The organism is Sulfurovum sp. TSL1 (assembly GCF_019972135.1).
GTDB lineage: Bacteria > Campylobacterota > Campylobacteria > Campylobacterales > Sulfurovaceae > Sulfurovum.
This window is the reverse complement of sequence record NZ_BPFI01000001.1, coordinates 440,313-457,042: the sequence shown is the minus strand read 5'-3', so window position 1 is coordinate 457,042 and position 16,730 is coordinate 440,313. Positions and strand designations below refer to the sequence as shown.

General features: G+C 41.2%; 17 protein-coding genes. 7 read left to right on the top strand and 10 right to left on the bottom strand.

Going from position 1 to position 16,730, the window contains the following annotated elements; all coding sequences use genetic code 11:
* Positions 1 to 61 precede the first annotated feature (61 nt).
* Genes LDM98_RS02290 through LDM98_RS02280 form a run of 3 tightly spaced genes read right to left on the bottom strand, consistent with a single transcriptional unit; the run spans position 62 to position 2,000 of the window.
* Entirely contained in the window at positions 62 to 880 is an 819-nt protein-coding gene (locus LDM98_RS02290; RefSeq protein ID WP_223897721.1) for an SDR family NAD(P)-dependent oxidoreductase, read from the bottom strand.
* Between the two features lie 4 nt (positions 881 to 884).
* Positions 885 to 1,562, bottom strand: coding sequence for a 3-methyladenine DNA glycosylase (locus LDM98_RS02285; RefSeq protein ID WP_223897720.1), 678 nt, complete (start codon positions 1,560 to 1,562; stop codon positions 885 to 887).
* A gap of 9 nt (positions 1,563 to 1,571) precedes the next feature.
* Positions 1,572 to 2,000: an NUDIX hydrolase gene (locus LDM98_RS02280; protein WP_223897719.1), complete on the bottom strand. Its 429-nt coding sequence runs from the start codon at positions 1,998 to 2,000 to the stop codon at positions 1,572 to 1,574.
* 225 nt (positions 2,001 to 2,225) lie between these two features.
* Between LDM98_RS02280 and LDM98_RS02275 the strand changes: the two genes are divergently transcribed.
* The 7 genes from LDM98_RS02275 to LDM98_RS02245 all read left to right on the top strand — a co-directional run bounded on the left by LDM98_RS02275 (position 2,226) and on the right by LDM98_RS02245 (position 8,504).
* Entirely contained in the window at positions 2,226 to 2,621 is a 396-nt protein-coding gene (locus LDM98_RS02275) for a DUF2391 family protein (protein ID WP_223899057.1), read from the top strand.
* 99 nt (positions 2,622 to 2,720) lie between these two features.
* Positions 2,721 to 3,989 (top strand): MgtC/SapB family protein, encoded by a 1,269-nt coding sequence (locus tag LDM98_RS02270; RefSeq protein ID WP_223897718.1) that lies wholly within the window; start codon positions 2,721 to 2,723, stop codon positions 3,987 to 3,989.
* A gap of 15 nt (positions 3,990 to 4,004) precedes the next feature.
* Positions 4,005 to 4,286: a hypothetical protein gene (locus LDM98_RS02265; RefSeq protein ID WP_223897717.1), complete on the top strand. Its 282-nt coding sequence runs from the start codon at positions 4,005 to 4,007 to the stop codon at positions 4,284 to 4,286.
* Positions 4,287 to 4,288: 2 nt separating this feature from the next.
* Positions 4,289 to 6,085: a sodium:proton antiporter gene (locus LDM98_RS02260; RefSeq protein WP_223897716.1), complete on the top strand. Its 1,797-nt coding sequence runs from the start codon at positions 4,289 to 4,291 to the stop codon at positions 6,083 to 6,085.
* Between the two features lie 81 nt (positions 6,086 to 6,166).
* The gene (locus LDM98_RS02255) at positions 6,167 to 6,391 is read left to right on the top strand and encodes a ChaB family protein (RefSeq protein WP_223897715.1); all 225 of its coding nucleotides are present in this window, start codon (positions 6,167 to 6,169) and stop codon (positions 6,389 to 6,391) included.
* A 35-nt stretch (positions 6,392 to 6,426) separates the two neighbouring features.
* A complete protein-coding gene (locus LDM98_RS02250; protein WP_223897714.1) occupies positions 6,427 to 7,494 on the top strand; it encodes an AI-2E family transporter in 1,068 nt (355 codons plus the stop codon).
* A gap of 119 nt (positions 7,495 to 7,613) precedes the next feature.
* Entirely contained in the window at positions 7,614 to 8,504 is an 891-nt protein-coding gene (locus tag LDM98_RS02245; protein WP_223897713.1) for a patatin-like phospholipase family protein, read from the top strand.
* Positions 8,505 to 8,549: 45 nt separating this feature from the next.
* Here LDM98_RS02245 and LDM98_RS02240 read toward each other — a convergent pair whose 3' ends face one another.
* From LDM98_RS02240 to aroB, 7 genes are all read right to left on the bottom strand, one after another.
* Positions 8,550 to 8,723, bottom strand: coding sequence for a hypothetical protein (locus tag LDM98_RS02240; RefSeq protein WP_223897712.1), 174 nt, complete (start codon positions 8,721 to 8,723; stop codon positions 8,550 to 8,552).
* Between the two features lie 31 nt (positions 8,724 to 8,754).
* A complete protein-coding gene (locus tag LDM98_RS02235; RefSeq protein ID WP_223897711.1) occupies positions 8,755 to 10,338 on the bottom strand; it encodes a hypothetical protein in 1,584 nt (527 codons plus the stop codon).
* A 173-nt stretch (positions 10,339 to 10,511) separates the two neighbouring features.
* Positions 10,512 to 11,024, bottom strand: coding sequence for a pimelyl-ACP methyl ester esterase BioV (bioV, locus tag LDM98_RS02230; RefSeq protein WP_223897710.1), 513 nt, complete (start codon positions 11,022 to 11,024; stop codon positions 10,512 to 10,514).
* Between the two features lie 16 nt (positions 11,025 to 11,040).
* A complete protein-coding gene (locus tag LDM98_RS02225; RefSeq protein WP_223897709.1) occupies positions 11,041 to 12,717 on the bottom strand; it encodes an AAA family ATPase in 1,677 nt (558 codons plus the stop codon).
* Positions 12,692 to 13,939, bottom strand: a complete 1,248-nt coding sequence (gene mtaB / locus LDM98_RS02220) for a tRNA (N(6)-L-threonylcarbamoyladenosine(37)-C(2))-methylthiotransferase MtaB (RefSeq protein WP_223897708.1) — start codon at positions 13,937 to 13,939, stop codon at positions 12,692 to 12,694. Before mtaB ends, LDM98_RS02225 begins: the two co-directional genes overlap by 26 nt.
* Complete coding sequence (locus LDM98_RS02215) at positions 13,939 to 15,609, bottom strand: mechanosensitive ion channel domain-containing protein (protein WP_223897707.1); 1,671 nt, start codon at positions 15,607 to 15,609, stop codon at positions 13,939 to 13,941. The genes mtaB and LDM98_RS02215 overlap by 1 nt, the downstream gene beginning before the upstream one ends.
* On the bottom strand, positions 15,606 to 16,658 hold the full coding sequence (aroB, locus tag LDM98_RS02210) for a 3-dehydroquinate synthase (protein ID WP_223897706.1): 1,053 nt from the start codon (positions 16,656 to 16,658) through the stop codon (positions 15,606 to 15,608). The genes LDM98_RS02215 and aroB overlap by 4 nt, the downstream gene beginning before the upstream one ends.
* Positions 16,659 to 16,730: the final 72 nt, after the last annotated feature.

Genomic DNA, 16,730 nt, shown 5'->3' with positions numbered 1-16,730 from the left:
TGTTTTATTACGCAGATTATAGCAAAACTCTTTTAATACAGTTTTGGTGTTGCGCTTGGCACTAATCGATCCTCTTCAAGAGTTTATCTAAGTATGTGGTACTTAAGATCCGTTTGAAGTACCCCAATAAGTACGTAGCTTTGGTAATATAATAACGCGGTTTTGGCCGATCAGCCAAAATGATCTTATGGACCACAGCTGCAACAGCGTCAGCCCCCTCTTTGAACGGTACTTTCTTGTGTGTTCTCTCTTTGAGGCTGCGAAGGTATTTCTCTTTGAATACGGAATGTTCTATATCGACATTTGCTTCAAGTTTCTCTACAGCTGTCTGTCTAAAATGGCTTACAATAGGCCCGGTATTGAGAAGTACAGGATAGATCTTTGTATCCTGAAGCTCCAGTCTAAGGGTATCTGTAAGCCCTTCTATAGCGTATTTGCTTGCATTATAGGCACCACGTCCAAATAGTGAGATGATACCGAGTACCGAACTGTGCTGAATGATCTTCCCATGCCCCTGCTCTCTCATCACGGGTATGATCTGTCTTGTACATTCATGCAGTCCGAACACATTGGTTTCAAACTGTTCTCGGAGTACGGGGATTGTAATGTCTTCTACCGCACCGGGCTGTCCATAGCCGGCATTGTTGAACCAGACATCTATCTTGCCATCAATTTCGAGCACTTTGTTGATCACTGCTGTGATCTCTTCAGGGTCTCTTACATCCAGCTGCATGGCATGTTCAAACCCCAGCCCTTTTAACATCTCTACATCTTTTGGGTCTCTTGCCGTAGGAAAGACCTTGATAAATTTGTCTTTGAGATACTTTGCAGTTTCAAGTCCGATGCCTGTACTGCATCCTGTAATGACAATGTTGGCCACTGTGTTATCCTTCTATATATTTTTCGAGTATATCCGTATTGACATTCCTGCCTCGTATATGCTCTTTGGCAAACTCCACGATCATCCCGTGAAAACGTGCATAAAGCATATGCAGTGTCAGTTCGCTGCCATACATTTGGGTAATTTTATCAAAGTTTGCTTCGATCCCCTCTTGCATCCACTCCTGTATCTGCATATAGCTCTCGAAGTGATAACCGTATGCATCAAGGAGTCTGGCTGTATAGCTGTCGACGACAAAGACCTCTCTACCGCATCCATAACAAAGGATAGAGTCCGCACTCTCCATCCCTATCCCTTTTTGCTCAAGCAGCCACTCCCTTGTGACTTCATTTTGAAACCTTTCAAAAGTATGGAAATCACTGAAAATATTTTGACAAAGCAGTTGAAGCCTTTTGGCTTTGGTATTGTAAAAACCGCTGGGTTTGATAGATGCAGTGATCTGGCTTATTTCCGCTCTGCCGAGCATTTCCAGTGATATCAGACCAGCCTCTTTCAAGTTTTCCAGTGATCTCTCTACTTTCTCCCATTTGGTCTGCTGGGTCAAGATCGCACCTATGATGACTTCGAAGGTACCGCTTTTCGGCCACCAGAGAGGATCTCTGGTTGTTTTGAGATAGCCCATTTTTTTAAGGGCGAAGAGAAGATCGTAACTACTTTGCAAAAAATACCCTTACTTGTTTGTATGGAGCTGTAGCAGATAATCTTTCAGGATAGTACCATGGTCAAAGACCAGTTGATCCATCGGTATCTCTTCCAATGCGTAAACTTTTGCTGTTTTTGCATCATCTCCGCCTTGGGGTTGCCCTTGGGCTTTTGCTACAAAGACCACACTTGCCGTATGAAACCTGGGATCACGCTTCGGGTCAGAATAGACACCAAGCAGTGTGCTTATCTCTACCTCCAGGTTCGTCTCCTCTTGCATCTCACGGACTAAAGCCTCTTCGACACGTTCACCCACATCGACAAAACCACCGGGCAGCGCCAGACCTTTTGGCGCATTTTTACGCTCGATAAGTATGATACCCTTGAATGTATCTCCTTCATACAACTCTATGATGCCATCAGTCGTAAGGTAAGGTGTCTCGGGTGTAAAAGGCATGAAAGCACTCCTTTGTATCGTTTCTGTATGTTAAATAGTTCATACAGTGGTCGGGAATATAAGACTATTTTAACGAAAAGTATCTATAAATCCACTATTCTGCTGTGCTGAAAAAAGATGAAGTCAAGTAATTTATAAGTGTTCTCTTCTTTGGGTACAGGTTCAATAGGAAGCTGAAATTATGATATAATGGATTGATCTTTTAGTAAAGAAAAGTAGGTGAAAATGAAACTTCGTATCAACAATGAAGATATCATTCAAATAGCCATTGGTGCATTTGCCCTTGCCGTTCCGATCTCTTTTACCGAAGAGGCATGGAAAATGAGTATCACTTTACCATTTTACAATCTCTTACTGGTTTTTGTGCTCTCTCTGACCTTTTTAGGCATTTATGCCTACTACAGTGTCTTTCAAAAACAGGTATCCAAACGCTACGATATATTCATATTACGTATTTTCATTGCCTATTTCATCTCCGCTCTGGTAGTGGCTTTAGTATTACTATCTTTAAATAAGTTACCTATTATAGACGAACCTATCATCGCTTTAAAAAGACTCATATTGATTGCCATGCCTGCATCAATGGGGGCCATTGTGGTAGACAGCTTCAACAAAGAATGATCTGAAATAGCCAATATGCTATAATGGTTATAGTTTGATCATGGAGTGTAGGGCATTAGAGTGTAGATGAATTAAGTCTCAGAAAGGTCAAAAGCAAATATGGAACTAGATCTCAACATAGCAAAATCCATACTACTTAGCGTACTACTAGGCTTCTCAATTGGTCTGCAAAGAGAAGTAAGTTTTGCTCTTAGAGAAGAGAATACTGCGTTTACCGGAGCAAGAAGCTTTGCTATCATCTCTTTGCTTGGGTTTTTAGCCGCATATTTCAAGGCAAACTTTATTTTGATCACTATAGTGATCACTTTCATATTCGGTGCACTGCTTATAAGTAGTTTTATCATTCGTGCACTGAATAAGGAAAAAACTGGTAGTACGACAGCGTTTGCAGCTATAGTGGCATTTTTGATCGGTATGCTCGTTTATGACGGGCTATATTTAGTTGCTACATTTACCGCAGTTGTAGTTATTTTTATATTGGATATACGTAGTAATATATTGCAGCTTACAGATAAAACCAAAAATAAAGACCTACATTCTATGGTACTATTTTTGTTGATTACTTTTATTATCCTCCCTATTTTACCTAACCATACAATTGATCCCTATCAGATCATAAATCCATATTTTATCTGGATGATGGTTGTTCTGATATCCGGTCTTTCTTTCGCTGGTTATATAGCAGCCCGTCTCATAGGTGTTTCCAAAGGTGTTATGGTAGCTGGTTTTTTTGGAGGATTCTTATCTTCAACCGCTACAACCATCACTTTTTCAAAAAAGGTTGATACGCAAAATAAGGCAACCCGTCATTTAGCTTCAGCTATTGCACTTGCCTGCACAACAATGTATGTCAGAATCATTATCGTATCGGCATTCATAGATATAGGTATTGCCATAAAACTTCTTCCAGCTTATCTTTTGGCCACGATTACCGGGTATATGTATGTTTACTATTTGTACAAACATTCAGACCAAAGCCCAATCGATATAGATTTTATGTATCAAAATCCTCTGGATCTGAAAGAGGCTTTGAAATTTGGTTTACTGTTTGGTATCGTATTTGGTGCTACGACATTGCTTAAGAATTGGACTGGAACGCTAGGGGTCTATCTTTCTTCCCTGCTATCTGGAATAAGTGACGTTGATGCGATCACTCTTTCACTTAGTACACTTTATACAGATGGAAACCTCATGTTGTATACTGCACTTATTGGAATCGTTATAGCAACATTCTCTAACTCTTTGACGAAACTTGCTATCGCATATACAATAGGTAACAAAGTATTGGGGAATCATTTGTCCATTGCCTTTGGTATTCCTTTGGCAACGATTATTCTCGTGCTGAGCATTCAGGAGCTTTTATTATGAAAAAAAGAGAGCGATATGTCTGATTTTTCAATACTGCCATTGCGGGCAACCATTGTAATTACAGCTATTATGTTGCTTCTTCCACTCCTGTTTCCATTGATCACTTTTGCCAAGGTGACCAGTGGCATCATGCTTTTTGTATTTACTTTGATACATTTTTCATTATGGAAGATCAAACAAAGTAATCCTGATCTGGATGCCGATGCTATACGCCTTCCTCACTGGCTGCCTTTGTTGGGAAGTATCGGATGTGTACTTGCTTTGGGGTTTCAAATATTACAGGGATTGGTCTTTTAACGATGACAGAATATATACTGCTCACATTCGCACTTGTCAGCTTTTTTGGTATCTTGAGTCAGTGGCTCTCATGGTTTATTAAACTTCCATCGATCATTTTCCTGCTTCTGTTTGGTATAGTGGTCGGACCGGTGCTTGGACTGTTCGATCCGGATGCACTGATGGGAGAGCTTCTTTTCCCTTTTGTCTCTATGGGTGTCGCTATTATCCTGTTTGAAGGAGGATTGACACTGCGGTTTCATGAGATCAAAGGTTTGACCAGACCACTTTATATGCTGCTCACGCTTGGTTTGGTTTTGACATGGATCTTGGTAGCTGTATCCACACATCTACTCATAGGACTCTCCTGGGAACTCTCCATACTCTTTGGTGCACTGATGACGGTAACAGGCCCAACGGTCATTAAACCACTGCTGAAAACAGTACGTCCTCATGCAGATATTGCTAATATCCTCCACTGGGAAGGAGTGATATTGGATGTTGCCGGTGCTATACTGATCGTCCTTGTCTACAAGACCATTACCCTTCAGCACTCCGGAGCAATGATCCCTCTTTCCCTCGCTTCCATTATTGCCACAGGTATCATCAGTGGTGCATCGGGTGCTTTTCTGCTGGCATTTTTATTACGTCATTATCTTCTCCCGAACTTTCTGCACCATGTGTTTACTTTGACACTGGTATTGGTGATATTTACACTCTCCAATGCCATCGCGCATGAGTCAGGATTATTGGCAGTGACACTCATGGGTATGGTGCTGGCAAATATGAAAAATGTAAGTACTGACGATATACTCTTTTTTAAAGAAAGTTTGAGCCTGTTGTTTCTCTCTGTGCTTTTTATCATCCTCTCAGCTCGTCTGGATCTTTTCGCTCTCTTTGATATAGGCTGGCCTGCTCTGGGACTGTTGGGGATCATACTCTTTGTAGTACGTCCACTCTCTGTGATGCTATCGACACTCTTTTCAGACCTCACACTGCGTGCCAGGATCTTCTTGAGCTGGATCGCCCCGCGTGGTATCATCGCTGCTGCTGTTTCGGCCCTTTTTGCTATACGTCTTGAGGAATTTGGGTACACGGAGGCCCGGCTTCTGGTACCTCTTACCTTCATGGTCATTATGGGCACGATCCTACTGCAGGGATTGAGCGCCAGATCATTTGCCCAATGGCTCGGTCTTCGAGAAGCTGAGCCCACCGGTATGCTGATCCTTGGTGCAAATCGTGTCTCTCGTGAAATAGGAAAGTCACTTAAACAACAGGGTTTTGCTGTAAAGTTGGCTGATACGGACTGGGAAAACATCAGTACTGCCAGAATGGAGGGATTTGATACCTATTACGGACGGGTCGTCTCTGATCATGCAGACAGAAATATGGAACTGTCCGGTATAGGAAAGCTATTGGCTATCAGCCCTCATGCTACATTGAATGCTCTGGCATCTACGCGGTTCAAATCAGAGTTTGGTTCCGAAAATATCTATTATCTTCAGAATACTGAGGGGAAGAAACTTGAAAAGAGCAAAGCATCGCACTCCAGGATCGTTGGGCGTCAACTTTTCACCGAGGATGTAACATTTTCAAAACTTTCCTCCTTGCTGCATGGTCAGGGGGAAATTAAGACAACGACCTTGTCAGAGGAGTTCAATCTGGAAACCTATATACAAGCGCATAACAGTAAAGTTATTCCGCTATACTTATTAGATAAAGATGGAAATTTGTATTTTTTTACCACAGACCATGAACTGAAGCCTAAAAATGGGTGGAAAATAACAAGCTTGATCTATGAGGATAAGGAGAGAGAATGAAGTATTTTATTCACCGAAGAACTACACGGCTCATAGTTTCGAGTCATACACCGGCTTCAAACTTTATTTAAAGGAGAAGTGATGCCTTATGACACACTGGATGCACTGCCTGACTCAGTCAAAGAGAACCTCCCAAAACATGCACAGGAGATCTATAAAGAAGCCTTTAACAGTGCATGGGATGAATATGCAGACCCCCAAGAGAGGTATGGTGATGCCAGCCGTGAAGAAACGGCACACAAGGTTGCCTGGGCTGCAGTAAAGCACAGCTATGAAAAAAAAGACGGCAAGTGGGTTGAAAAATAGAGTCTTGATTAATAGTTTGCCATAGGAGACAAAGGATGAAAAAAGAGTTACCCAATAAATTTCAGCAAGGCTTTGTTCTGCTGCTGCTCTTTATCGCTCTGATAGGTTTTATCGGGATGATACATGAATTTTTGATCGCCCTGTTACTGGCTGCGATCTTTGCAGGACTGCTCTATCCTTTTTACCGTAAACTCTTTGACTATTTCAAAAAAAGATCTGCTCTTGCAGCAAGTACTACACTGATCATCACTGTTTTTGCTTTCGGTTTACCGCTTGCCGGTTTTACAGGGATGGTAACAGGTGAAGCCATAGAGATCACTAAAAAGGCGCGTCCTATAGTCAAAAAGGTCTTGGACAATAATCTCTCTTTGGGTGAACAACTGCCAGAATGGCTGCCTTTTAAAGAAAAACTTGAACCTTTTCATGAGAGCATTATGAAGAAAGGCTCTGAGGCGATCAGTGCAATGGGAAGTTGGCTGGTTTCAAGTTTATCCAGTGCAACGAAAGGTACAGTGGGATTTTTTATCGGTCTGTTCATTATGTTCTATGCCATGTTCCATTTCCTGATACATGGACCGAAACTCCTGCGTACAGTTGCCTCTTTACTGCCTCTTTCAGAGGAGGACAGGACTGAAGTGATGGGACGCGGGTTGATGGTAACCAGGGCATCTCTGAAAGGTATCATCGTTGTAGGGTTCTTCGAAGGGATTTTGGTCGGGCTGGGTTTATGGATGTCCGGGATCGAAGGTTCGGCATTTTGGGGAAGTGTTGTTTTCCTCCTTGCTGCTATTCCAGGATTGGGAGCCTCGCTGATCTGGTTGCCTGCAGCTCTCTATTTACTCTTCATAGGCAGTACGGGTTGGGGTATAGGTCTAATGGTTTGGGGAGTATTGGTAGTAGGAATGGTTGATAATATCGTGCGTCCATGGATCGTTGGAAATGATGCAAAGTTGCCCGATCTGGTCATACTCATTTCCATCTTTGGAGGCATTGTCTCCTTTGGTCCTTTGGGTATTATTATCGGTCCGGTGATCGCTGCTCTTTTGGATACGATTTTAAACATATATAAAAAGACGTTTCAATATTTGTTACCTGAGGCATAAAAGATGATTTATAAGGCTGTATCATCATGATAAAGTGGTTTTCTTTACCCATAGCGTTGGTGATATTCATACCGTTTTTACTCTTTGCGGATAGTCAAAACATAAAAAAGGATAGTGATATGCACAAAAATAAAAAAACTGTCTCCCTCGTCCTTGGCAGCGGTGGGGCCAGAGGATATGCGCACATCGGTGTCATTGAAATCCTTGAAGAACAGGGATATGAGATCAAGTCTATTTCGGGATCTTCTATGGGCGCATTGATCGGAGGACTTTATGCAGCAGGCAAACTGGATGTCTATAAAGAGTGGGTACTCTCTCTGGATTTTATTGATACCCTCAAGCTGCTTGATCTTTCACTTTCACATGGGGGTATAGTGAATATCGACACTGTATATAAGAGAATAGAAGGGATGATCGGTGATACTAAAATTGAAGATTTACCTATAGCGTATATGGCCGTAGCATCAGATATCAAAAATTATAAAAAAATATGGTTCAAAAAGGGAAAACTTATCGATGCTATTAGAGCTTCTATCGCTATACCCACCGTGTTTACACCAGTAGTAAAAGAGGATATGATCCTTGTAGACGGTGGTGTATTGGATCCTTTACCCATAGACTCAGTCTCATCGGATAAGACAGATCTTACAATAGCAGTGAATCTAAATACGAACATACAAAATACCTATAAAATTGAGCGTCCTGTAAAAGAGGAGATAGCAGACAATACATTGTATAAAAAGACTATAGAACTAGTGGAAAAAGCCAAGCAGGCGATAGGTACCGGAACGTCTAAAGAAGAGCTGCCAATAGATATTTTTTATATACTCAATAAAAGTTTAGATGCTACCCAAAGTCTTATAGTAGAAAATATCCTCAGGGAACATCAACCCGATCTGATTATAGAGATCCCTAGGGATGCTTGTGAATCCTATGAGTTTGACAAAGCCTATGAGATGATAGAAATAGGCAAAAGAGCGACACATGAAAGTTTAAAAAAGATGAGATAAATGTGTTTATGAAGAAACACTAAACTCCACTATTATGTATTAAGTTTAACTTTTCAATGCACGTCCTACACGCTTCATAAAGTAAGTCGTAGTCACAGACCCGAAGTAATTAAATGCTTGTTGTGCACTCATGATCTTATCTTTTTCTCCAAGAAACACTTCTATGATCGAAATAACATTACCATCAGCAAGATTAATTAGCTGACCCTTTTCTTTCATCAATGAAGTATGATTCCGACTCTAATAGAAATTACATAATGCCACTACTTAACAGGTTTATATATCCATTGACGCCATGGCAAACGGCATCGGTTCTTACTTCTTCTCTCGTATAATCTCTGATAAGACCGCCAATGGCTTTTGCAGGTTCTTCCAAAAAATAGGTATTTGCTTCGGAATAGGTATTTTGTATCAGCCATCGCATCATTCTCAACATAGGCTCTTTGTATTTTATACACTCCTTCCCGTTCTCTTGACTGCACGACAGATATACTTCTGAAGTGACTTCATTGATCCATCCGTTACCGCTTGTTTTTTGCGCGGCAACCCTGCCATAATTTTGTAGATCATTCGGATTATTATTCTGCCTTTTCATAATCTCATCAAGACATTTCAGTGAGACTTTTTGATACATTTTATTTCCACTGATCTTGTAAAAATCAAGAAGGCTCATCACTGTCCAGCTCGTAGGCACAGCATCTGTTGGTAACCGATAATCATCCTTTAAAAAGTATGAGTCTTTCTCTGCTTTTTTTAGAAAATTGTCAGCCAGTATTTTAGCAGCATTATAATAGCGTTTATCCGATGTAGCCGCATACATCCTTGAAAAGGCGGATAGTACCTCGCCTGTATAAAGAGTTGAATATCTTCTGTCAAAAACCGGCTGTCCATTTTTTATTTTAACCTGACTGATTACGCTACCATTAGGATTTCTCATGGTAAGTAGCCAATCAGATGCCAATACAGCGGAATCCAAATATCTTTTATCTTCTGTCCTCGTATAGAGTTCCAATAAGGTAAATATGGTTTTCGATACTGTTCCGACTACAAATCTATTGTCTTTTTCGCCGGTTTCCAGTGCAAGGGAGTAGTGAAATGCTCCCTTGTTAGGACCTTTATGAACTTGCATGGACAAGATAAAGTCGGCAATAAAAGGAATCTGTTTGACAATTCTTTTATCTCTCTCTTGATCATTGAGTTTTAAAAGGCTATATAGACTGGATGAAGAATAGGTGGTGATCACTCTCTTATCGAAAGTGCCACTGGTGGCGGTATACAGCTTATGAAACCCATGGGTATTTTTATCCATTGCGCGTAGAAGGTACTCTTTCGCATCCTTGATTTTGCTGTAGATCAAATCCTTACCCAAATTGCGAATGACTACTACGTCATTTATAAGTTCTTCGGCTTTACCTTTGTATTCAATCAGAGCGTAAGCCTGGGACTCAGATCGGGAAAAAGAAATCATAAATCTTGAATCCCTTAAATCCTTTTCACTTGGATGCGTATGGCCAGGAGCTGATATGAGGTCTTGAACGGCATTTACAACCGCCTGGTGAAGCATGTGACTTTTTCCAGTGCCTGTGCCAATAGCCATTCCATGCAAATAGGGTGTTACAGATACGGTCCAGTTGCCATCAATCGCGATCGCTTTTGGGAAAGAAACTTGTACGCCTGAAAAATGCGATTGGGCAATCGAACGAGCAAAGATCAATACATCATTTCTGATATTCTCATCAGTGATCGAGACTACATTAACGGAACTGACGGTTGAAGCGTATCCTGAATTGATTAACCAAAAAACTACAATTAGGCAACGATAGAATTTTTTCATTTTCTTTCCTCGTTCCACCTTTTCGAGGTGGAATGCATATCAAAATTATAACGGAATCAAAGCCTATATTCGACTGTTATTGAATTATTATATATTTATTGTATACTGAAATACATTATATTTGAGGATAGGTGTAACCAGTGAAAAATGATCACTGCTTAGGATAGTAGCATTTAATTTTGCAAAACATGTCCCACACGCTTCATGAAATAAGTCGTAGTCAAAGGTGCGAAAAAATTAAATGCATTTTGTACATCTATGATCTTGTCATATTCTCCAAGAAATACTTCTATGGTTGTACCCCTGTCCAGCACTTCTTGTATCTTTTTACTATCCCAAGTGTAGGTCAAAAGTGCTTCAAGCTCTTCTTTGGTTCCCACGTTCACATAATTCGAAAGATCAAGATTTGAGGGGTAAGCAGCATTGGAGAGGAACTGCTTGACATAGGCCTCCTGCCCTGCTTCAAAGTAACGCAACTGTGTACGGATAAAACTTGGTTTTTCTGTTTGAAAAAAAGCCGGAGAGAGAAGTATAAGCCTGTCTATTCGCTCTGTAGCGTGATATACATACTCAAATGCCTGTTGTGCCCCATAGGAAAAACCGGCAACACAGTATGCACTCTGTGTCAGATATGGAAGGAAAAGTTCCTTTTCCTTTTGAAGTGAAAACCCGTTAAAATATTTCATGTGAAGGTTCTCCTGACTAAAAGATCTTACGTAAGATCACCCGACACTCTTCAGGTGTGATATTTTCGTGTGCCAAGAGGAAAGCAGTCACCTCTCTGAGTGCTTTATCCAGTGTGTTCAAAAGTTTTGTGATCTCTGAAACAGATTCACGCAGCAGTTCCTCTTCCTGCTGTGTGGTTACGATGAAGTTGTCACTCATCACATATTCGTAGACCACTTTTCTTACGATCTCTTTTGCCTGGGCAATGTCTGCGCTTGCATTGGTGTATTGTTCATTATAGTGCAGCTTTGTGGCAATGCTTCCTGCAAGATAGACTTTGATACGTGAAAGAAGTTGGCTTTTGGAGAGTATCTCATGCTCCTGGTTGAGGAGCCTTGTGTTCACGATACCTATTTTTTCATATTCAACATCCAGCCACGTGGCGATAAGCGCTTTTGCGGCTTGATAAACGGCTTGAATTTCTCTCTCTTCTTCTGTGAAAGAGAGTATCTTCCGTTTTCCCAGTAAGACTTTCTCTTTGACAGCTTCAAAATCAGAGGTTTCAACGACACTGCGTCCTGCTCTCATAGCAAAAATAGCGGCTTCGTTGGTCAGTGTATCCAATGCAGCAGAGTTGAAACCGACGGTCATACGTGCTACAAGATCGATATCCACTTTGTTTGGTTTGTGTGCAAGATAGAGTTCAAGTGTTTTGGCCCTGTCTTCCAGGTCAGGCAGTGAAATATGGATACGTCTGTCAAAACGCCCTGCTCTGAGAAGCGCCTCATCAAGCATCTCTATTTTATTGGTAGCACCGATGACGATGACACCGGAACTCTCTTCAAATCCATCCATCTCCGTGAGAAGCTGATTGAGCGTCGCTTCTCTCTCATCATTTCTAAACTCACCGCGACTTTTCCCTACAGCATCGATCTCGTCAATAAACACAATACTCGGTGCCATCTGTTTCGCTTTTTTAAAAAGCTGAGAAACTCTTTTTGCCCCCATTCCGACATAGATATGGACAAAAGAGGCACCACTTTGGTAAAAGAACGGTACATTGGCTTCACCTGCAACTGCCTTGGAGATAAGCGTTTTCCCTACGCCGGGAGGACCTACCAGCAGTACCCCTTTGGGTAAACGGATATCCAGGTCACGATATTTTTGTGGTGCTTTGAGAAAATCAATGATCTCTTCAAGCTCCTCTTTCACATCTTTGATCCCAGCTACATCCGCAAAAGTGACATTTGAGGTCAGTGCCTGTACAGGCTCATTGACCGGTGCATCATCGGACTTAGAGGCGGCCCTTAGTTGTCTGAGCTGTTGCAGTCTGTTCTGTTGCATCAATCTATATAAAAACCCAAATGCCGCGATAATGATAAGAAATGAAAGAAGATCATAAAGTTCACTGTTGTCTTGACGTACTTCAACAGGATATTTGGTAAAAAAAGCTGTTTTATTGACGGCATCTTTGTAGATCTTATAGTTGTCTGTATCTGTTTTTAGACGTATGAAATCACCATCTATAATGACTTTTTGAATCTTGTTTTCAGTATAGAGGGCATTGGCCTGATCATGGGTAATAAGTGTGTCTGTGTCTCTAAGAATGGCAAATGAAAGTAAAAGTACCAATACTGCAAGTAATCCCACAATGATCTTGATATTTGAGGGATTGAGTGCTGATGGATCAAACTTTGGCTTTATTGCCTTCATTGCTTACCTCCACGTTATTTAGCAGTACCCAGTTTGCACTGAGGTCTTCATCACTTGTTACTGATACTTTGTTAAAATATTGGTCGAATCCTTGATAGACACCGTCTTTACCGCTCTCTAGCAGTACTTCAAGGTTCTGTGTATGTGCACGTCTGAAAGCAAAGTTCTTTGCTTTGATGATATCTGTGAGCTCACGATGACGCTCTTTGGCGATGTTACCTTTTACTTCTGGTTTCATGGTCGCCGAAGGCGTGTTATCCCGCTTGGAGTAGGAGAAAGCGTGTACATGGGTCAAAGGTAGTTCTTTGACCCTGGAGATCGCCTCTGCCCACTCTTTCTCATCTTCACCTGGATGTCCCACAATAAAATCCGTTCCTAAAGCATAACCCTGGTCCGCAATTTTTCTGAAAAGTGCCAGGTCGCTCTTGAATTCATTTCTTCTGTTCATCAGTTTGAGCATTTTATCGCTGGTGTGCTGCAGAGCAATGTGCATATGTTTTGCCATCCAGGGCTCGTTGAGCAGTTCTAAAAATTCATCATCGATCTGTATAGGCTCCATACTTCCTATACGTATACGCCGTACACCACGGATCATACTCATCTTTTTAAGCAGTTTGGCCATGGATGTATTATGATCCTGACCGTAACTTCCTACATTGGTTCCGGTAAGGATGAACTCTCCAAATCCATTGGCGGCAAGTTTGTTGATCTGTTCTAAGATCGTCTCTTCTTTATGAGAACGTGCATCACCTCGTACCGCAGGAATGATACAGTAAGAACACCTAAAGTCACACCCCTCCTGTATCTTGATAAAGGCCCGGCTCTTACCCACAAACTCTTCAACGATGGTCGAATCTATATGCTCCAGATCACCGATCTGGTAGAACGGTTTTTCATTTTTCAGTACAGCGTTGATGTTCTCTTTCTCAGAGTGGCCGATGACACCAAATACTTTTTTGTCTTCAAATAAGGATTCACCTTTTGAGTGTGATCCGCAACCTGCCAGTATGACTTTTGCATCGGGATTTTTTCGCTGCATGGATGAGATATAGTTACGTACAGAGGAGTCTGCGCCATTGGTCACGGTACAGGAATTGACAACGATGATGTCAGAGCTCAGTTCATCATCTGTCAGTTCGTAATCTTTCAGTTTTGACATCATGACCTGTGTATCAAACTGGTTGGTACGACATCCAAAGGTTTTAAAATAAACTTTTTGCATCATTGAAGTCCTTGAGGAGGATTGATCGTATCTAATCCTATTTCAGGTTTAGGTACATTTTTATCCACATATATAGATTGTGTAGGAAATGCCAGCTGTATCTTCTCTTCTTCCTGAATACGCGCGATGATCTCCACGGAAATGGTACTTCTCAGTGTCATGGTCGCATAGGAGTTAGTGAGATACCACGCGGATATCTTTAAACCATACGGTTCGATATGCACAAAGATCCGCGGTTCAACATTGGTGTTTCTCATACCATACTTGCTTCTAAGTTTGTTGAGCTGTTTTCTTGTGATCTCTGTATACCCTTTTGAGTACTTCTTGGTGATCTCTTTGGCAATTTGGGTGGCCTTATTGGCATCAGAATCAAAGGTAATGACAAAGTCTATCCCATCCCATACAGTTTTGAGTCCGGCGTGAGAATAGTTCGCGATCATATCAGTAAATATGAAGTTGTTTGGAATGAAGATCATACGCCCAGCTCTCCGGTTGGTCATGTAAGATGTGAGGTTGACATCTTCATGCATGGTCATACGGAGCATGGAGATATCTACGATATCCCCTACATACTCCACACCTTCACGTACAAACCGAACCCTGTCACCTACATGGATAGCCCCTCCGAGCACGATGGTCGCCCACCCCATAAGAGACATGAACCAGTCTTTCATCGCAATGGCAATACCCGCTGAGGCAAAACCAAGTATCGTGACCAGATAACTTACGTTCTCTATATAGGCAAGGAGCAAGGTTAAGATCAGAATACTCACAAAAGAGATATTGAGCGCTTTGTTGATGGCATAAAAGCGCTCATCTTCTGACATGTATTTTTTAACGAAATGTTTAATGAAGAACAAAAGGAAGATAAAGAAAAGGATGATCCCCCCGATCATCATCGTTCTTTGTATCTCTCTTTGAATATCATTTTTGAGCTTGAGTTCGATCTCATCGATTTTTTTACTGTAGACATTCTTGGTGGTTTTAAATATTTCAAGGATAGGAATAAATGTTTTAATTTGATCTATCGTGTCTTGCTGTTCAGTAATGTAGTCTATGTTCAGCGGGTCCAACTTTAAAATTTTTTTAAGCACAAGCTGTTTCTCTTTGAGTTTTTCGACGATACGATAGAGAGATTCATATCGGTTGTTATACTCTTCCATGTCTGATTGGAGCTTTTCTCTATAGGAGACTGCAGAGATCAGTGCAAAAGGACTGTCTACTTTAGGTACTGCAGTGAGCTCAGGCGGGGTAAGGAACTTTTTAAAGGGGTCTTTTTCATACTCTCTGAGAAGCTGAAGTTTTCCGAGAAGTGTTATTTTAGTGTCCTGTGCAGTTTGGTACGCTTCTTTTTCTGCTTGTGTTTTTTGTTTTATTTTTTCTAAGCGGAGAATCGCTTCATCCAGTGCTATCTGTTGTTTTTCAAGTTCTTTGTAGGTATGGTAGTTACTATAGATCTTTGACCAGATGTTGTTGTCGCTCAATTCTTTTTCCAGCGTTTCTTTTTGGACAAGAAGCTGATTTATACGCTGCATATCCAAAGGGGCTTTTTCTGTTTTATTAGCCTCTGTGACTATTTCTGAAGTAGTGTTCTGCTCTAAAGCAGGCTCAGCAAATGCAGGGACCAAAGATAAAAAAGAGAAGGCTATAAAAATATTCTTAAAACTCATTTTTCTTCTCCAAAGCTGCGAAGTACTTTTTTGACAACACTTTCATCAATATCGGATACCATTTTATAGTTGCCTATACCTTGAGGTAAGATGAATTTGATACTCCCCTTGGCACTTTTTTTGTCTAAAAAGAAATGCTCATAAAAGTCATCTACATCTTTGATCGCATAGTCAGTAGGCAAAGAAGCCTTTTCTAGAAGTGTTTTAACTGCTTCCGCCTCTTCTTGTGTAAACAGGCCGAGTTCCACTGCCAAAGCATTGGCCATGACCATACCTATAGCGACTGCTTCGCCATGGAGGTAGGTGGTGTAGTTGGTTTCATTTTCAACGACATGCCCGAACGTATGTCCGTAGTTAAGCACCGCTCGTATACCTGCCTCTTTTTCATCTTGATTGACCACCCATGCTTTTAGCTCCACACTCTTCTTGATCACTTCTTTGAGTGTTTCAGTGTCACTGAAGTCAGATATTTGCAAGAACTCAAAATAAGACTTGTCAAACATGACCGCCATTTTGACGATCTCTGCGATACCTGCAGAGAACTCTCTGGGGGGTAATGTTTTTAAAAATGCAGGGTCTATGTAGACAGCTTTGGGTTGATAAAAAGCACCAATGAGGTTTTTCCCATATTTGTTATTGACCCCTGTTTTGCCCCCTACACTGGCATCCACCTGGCTCAGGAGTGTGGTAGGTATCTGTATGAAGTCTATCCCTCTTTGATAAATGCTTGCCGTAAATCCTGTCATGTCACCTATCACACCCCCACCAAAGGCGATCAGCAGAGATTTTCTATCGAGTTTGTGTTCAAAACATTCATTCAGTATATTTTCAACGGTTTCCAGGGTCTTGTACCCTTCCCCGTCAGGGATCGTAACAACATTGAGTTTTGTGGCATGAATGTGGGAAAGAAGTGTTTCAAGATGGTATCCTGCAACTGTCGGATTCGTCACTACAACAACATTGGTGTCAAAAGTAAGTTGGGGTAATGCATCAATAGTAATATCATAAGTGATGTTTTGAGTATGAGCTAATTCGATAGGGACGATCATGTTAGTAAAACCTTGCGCGTTATTATTGGCTCTATTTTATCTTATTTGTGATTAAGTATCGTTTTAAAGGCT

Bases quoted from the DNA above. Each gene is read 5' to 3' on its own strand.
- LDM98_RS02280 (WP_223897719.1), bottom strand. From the start codon at position 2,000: ATGCCTTTTACACCCGAGACACCTTACCTTACGACTGATGGCATCATA.
- LDM98_RS02275 (WP_223899057.1), top strand. From the start codon at position 2,226: ATGAAACTTCGTATCAACAATGAAGATATCATTCAAATAGCCATTGGT.
- LDM98_RS02270 (WP_223897718.1), top strand. From the start codon at position 2,721: ATGGAACTAGATCTCAACATAGCAAAATCCATACTACTTAGCGTACTA.
- LDM98_RS02265 (WP_223897717.1), top strand. From the start codon at position 4,005: ATGTCTGATTTTTCAATACTGCCATTGCGGGCAACCATTGTAATTACA.
- LDM98_RS02260 (WP_223897716.1), top strand. From the start codon at position 4,289: ATGACAGAATATATACTGCTCACATTCGCACTTGTCAGCTTTTTTGGT.
- LDM98_RS02255 (WP_223897715.1), top strand. From the start codon at position 6,167: ATGCCTTATGACACACTGGATGCACTGCCTGACTCAGTCAAAGAGAAC.
- LDM98_RS02250 (WP_223897714.1), top strand. From the start codon at position 6,427: ATGAAAAAAGAGTTACCCAATAAATTTCAGCAAGGCTTTGTTCTGCTG.
- LDM98_RS02245 (WP_223897713.1), top strand. From the start codon at position 7,614: ATGCACAAAAATAAAAAAACTGTCTCCCTCGTCCTTGGCAGCGGTGGG.
- LDM98_RS02240 (WP_223897712.1), bottom strand. From the start codon at position 8,723: ATGAAAGAAAAGGGTCAGCTAATTAATCTTGCTGATGGTAATGTTATT.
- LDM98_RS02235 (WP_223897711.1), bottom strand. From the start codon at position 10,338: ATGAAAAAATTCTATCGTTGCCTAATTGTAGTTTTTTGGTTAATCAAT.
- bioV (WP_223897710.1), bottom strand. From the start codon at position 11,024: ATGAAATATTTTAACGGGTTTTCACTTCAAAAGGAAAAGGAACTTTTC.
- LDM98_RS02225 (WP_223897709.1), bottom strand. From the start codon at position 12,717: ATGAAGGCAATAAAGCCAAAGTTTGATCCATCAGCACTCAATCCCTCA.
- mtaB (WP_223897708.1), bottom strand. From the start codon at position 13,939: ATGCAAAAAGTTTATTTTAAAACCTTTGGATGTCGTACCAACCAGTTT.
- LDM98_RS02215 (WP_223897707.1), bottom strand. From the start codon at position 15,609: ATGAGTTTTAAGAATATTTTTATAGCCTTCTCTTTTTTATCTTTGGTC.
- aroB (WP_223897706.1), bottom strand. From the start codon at position 16,658: ATGATCGTCCCTATCGAATTAGCTCATACTCAAAACATCACTTATGAT.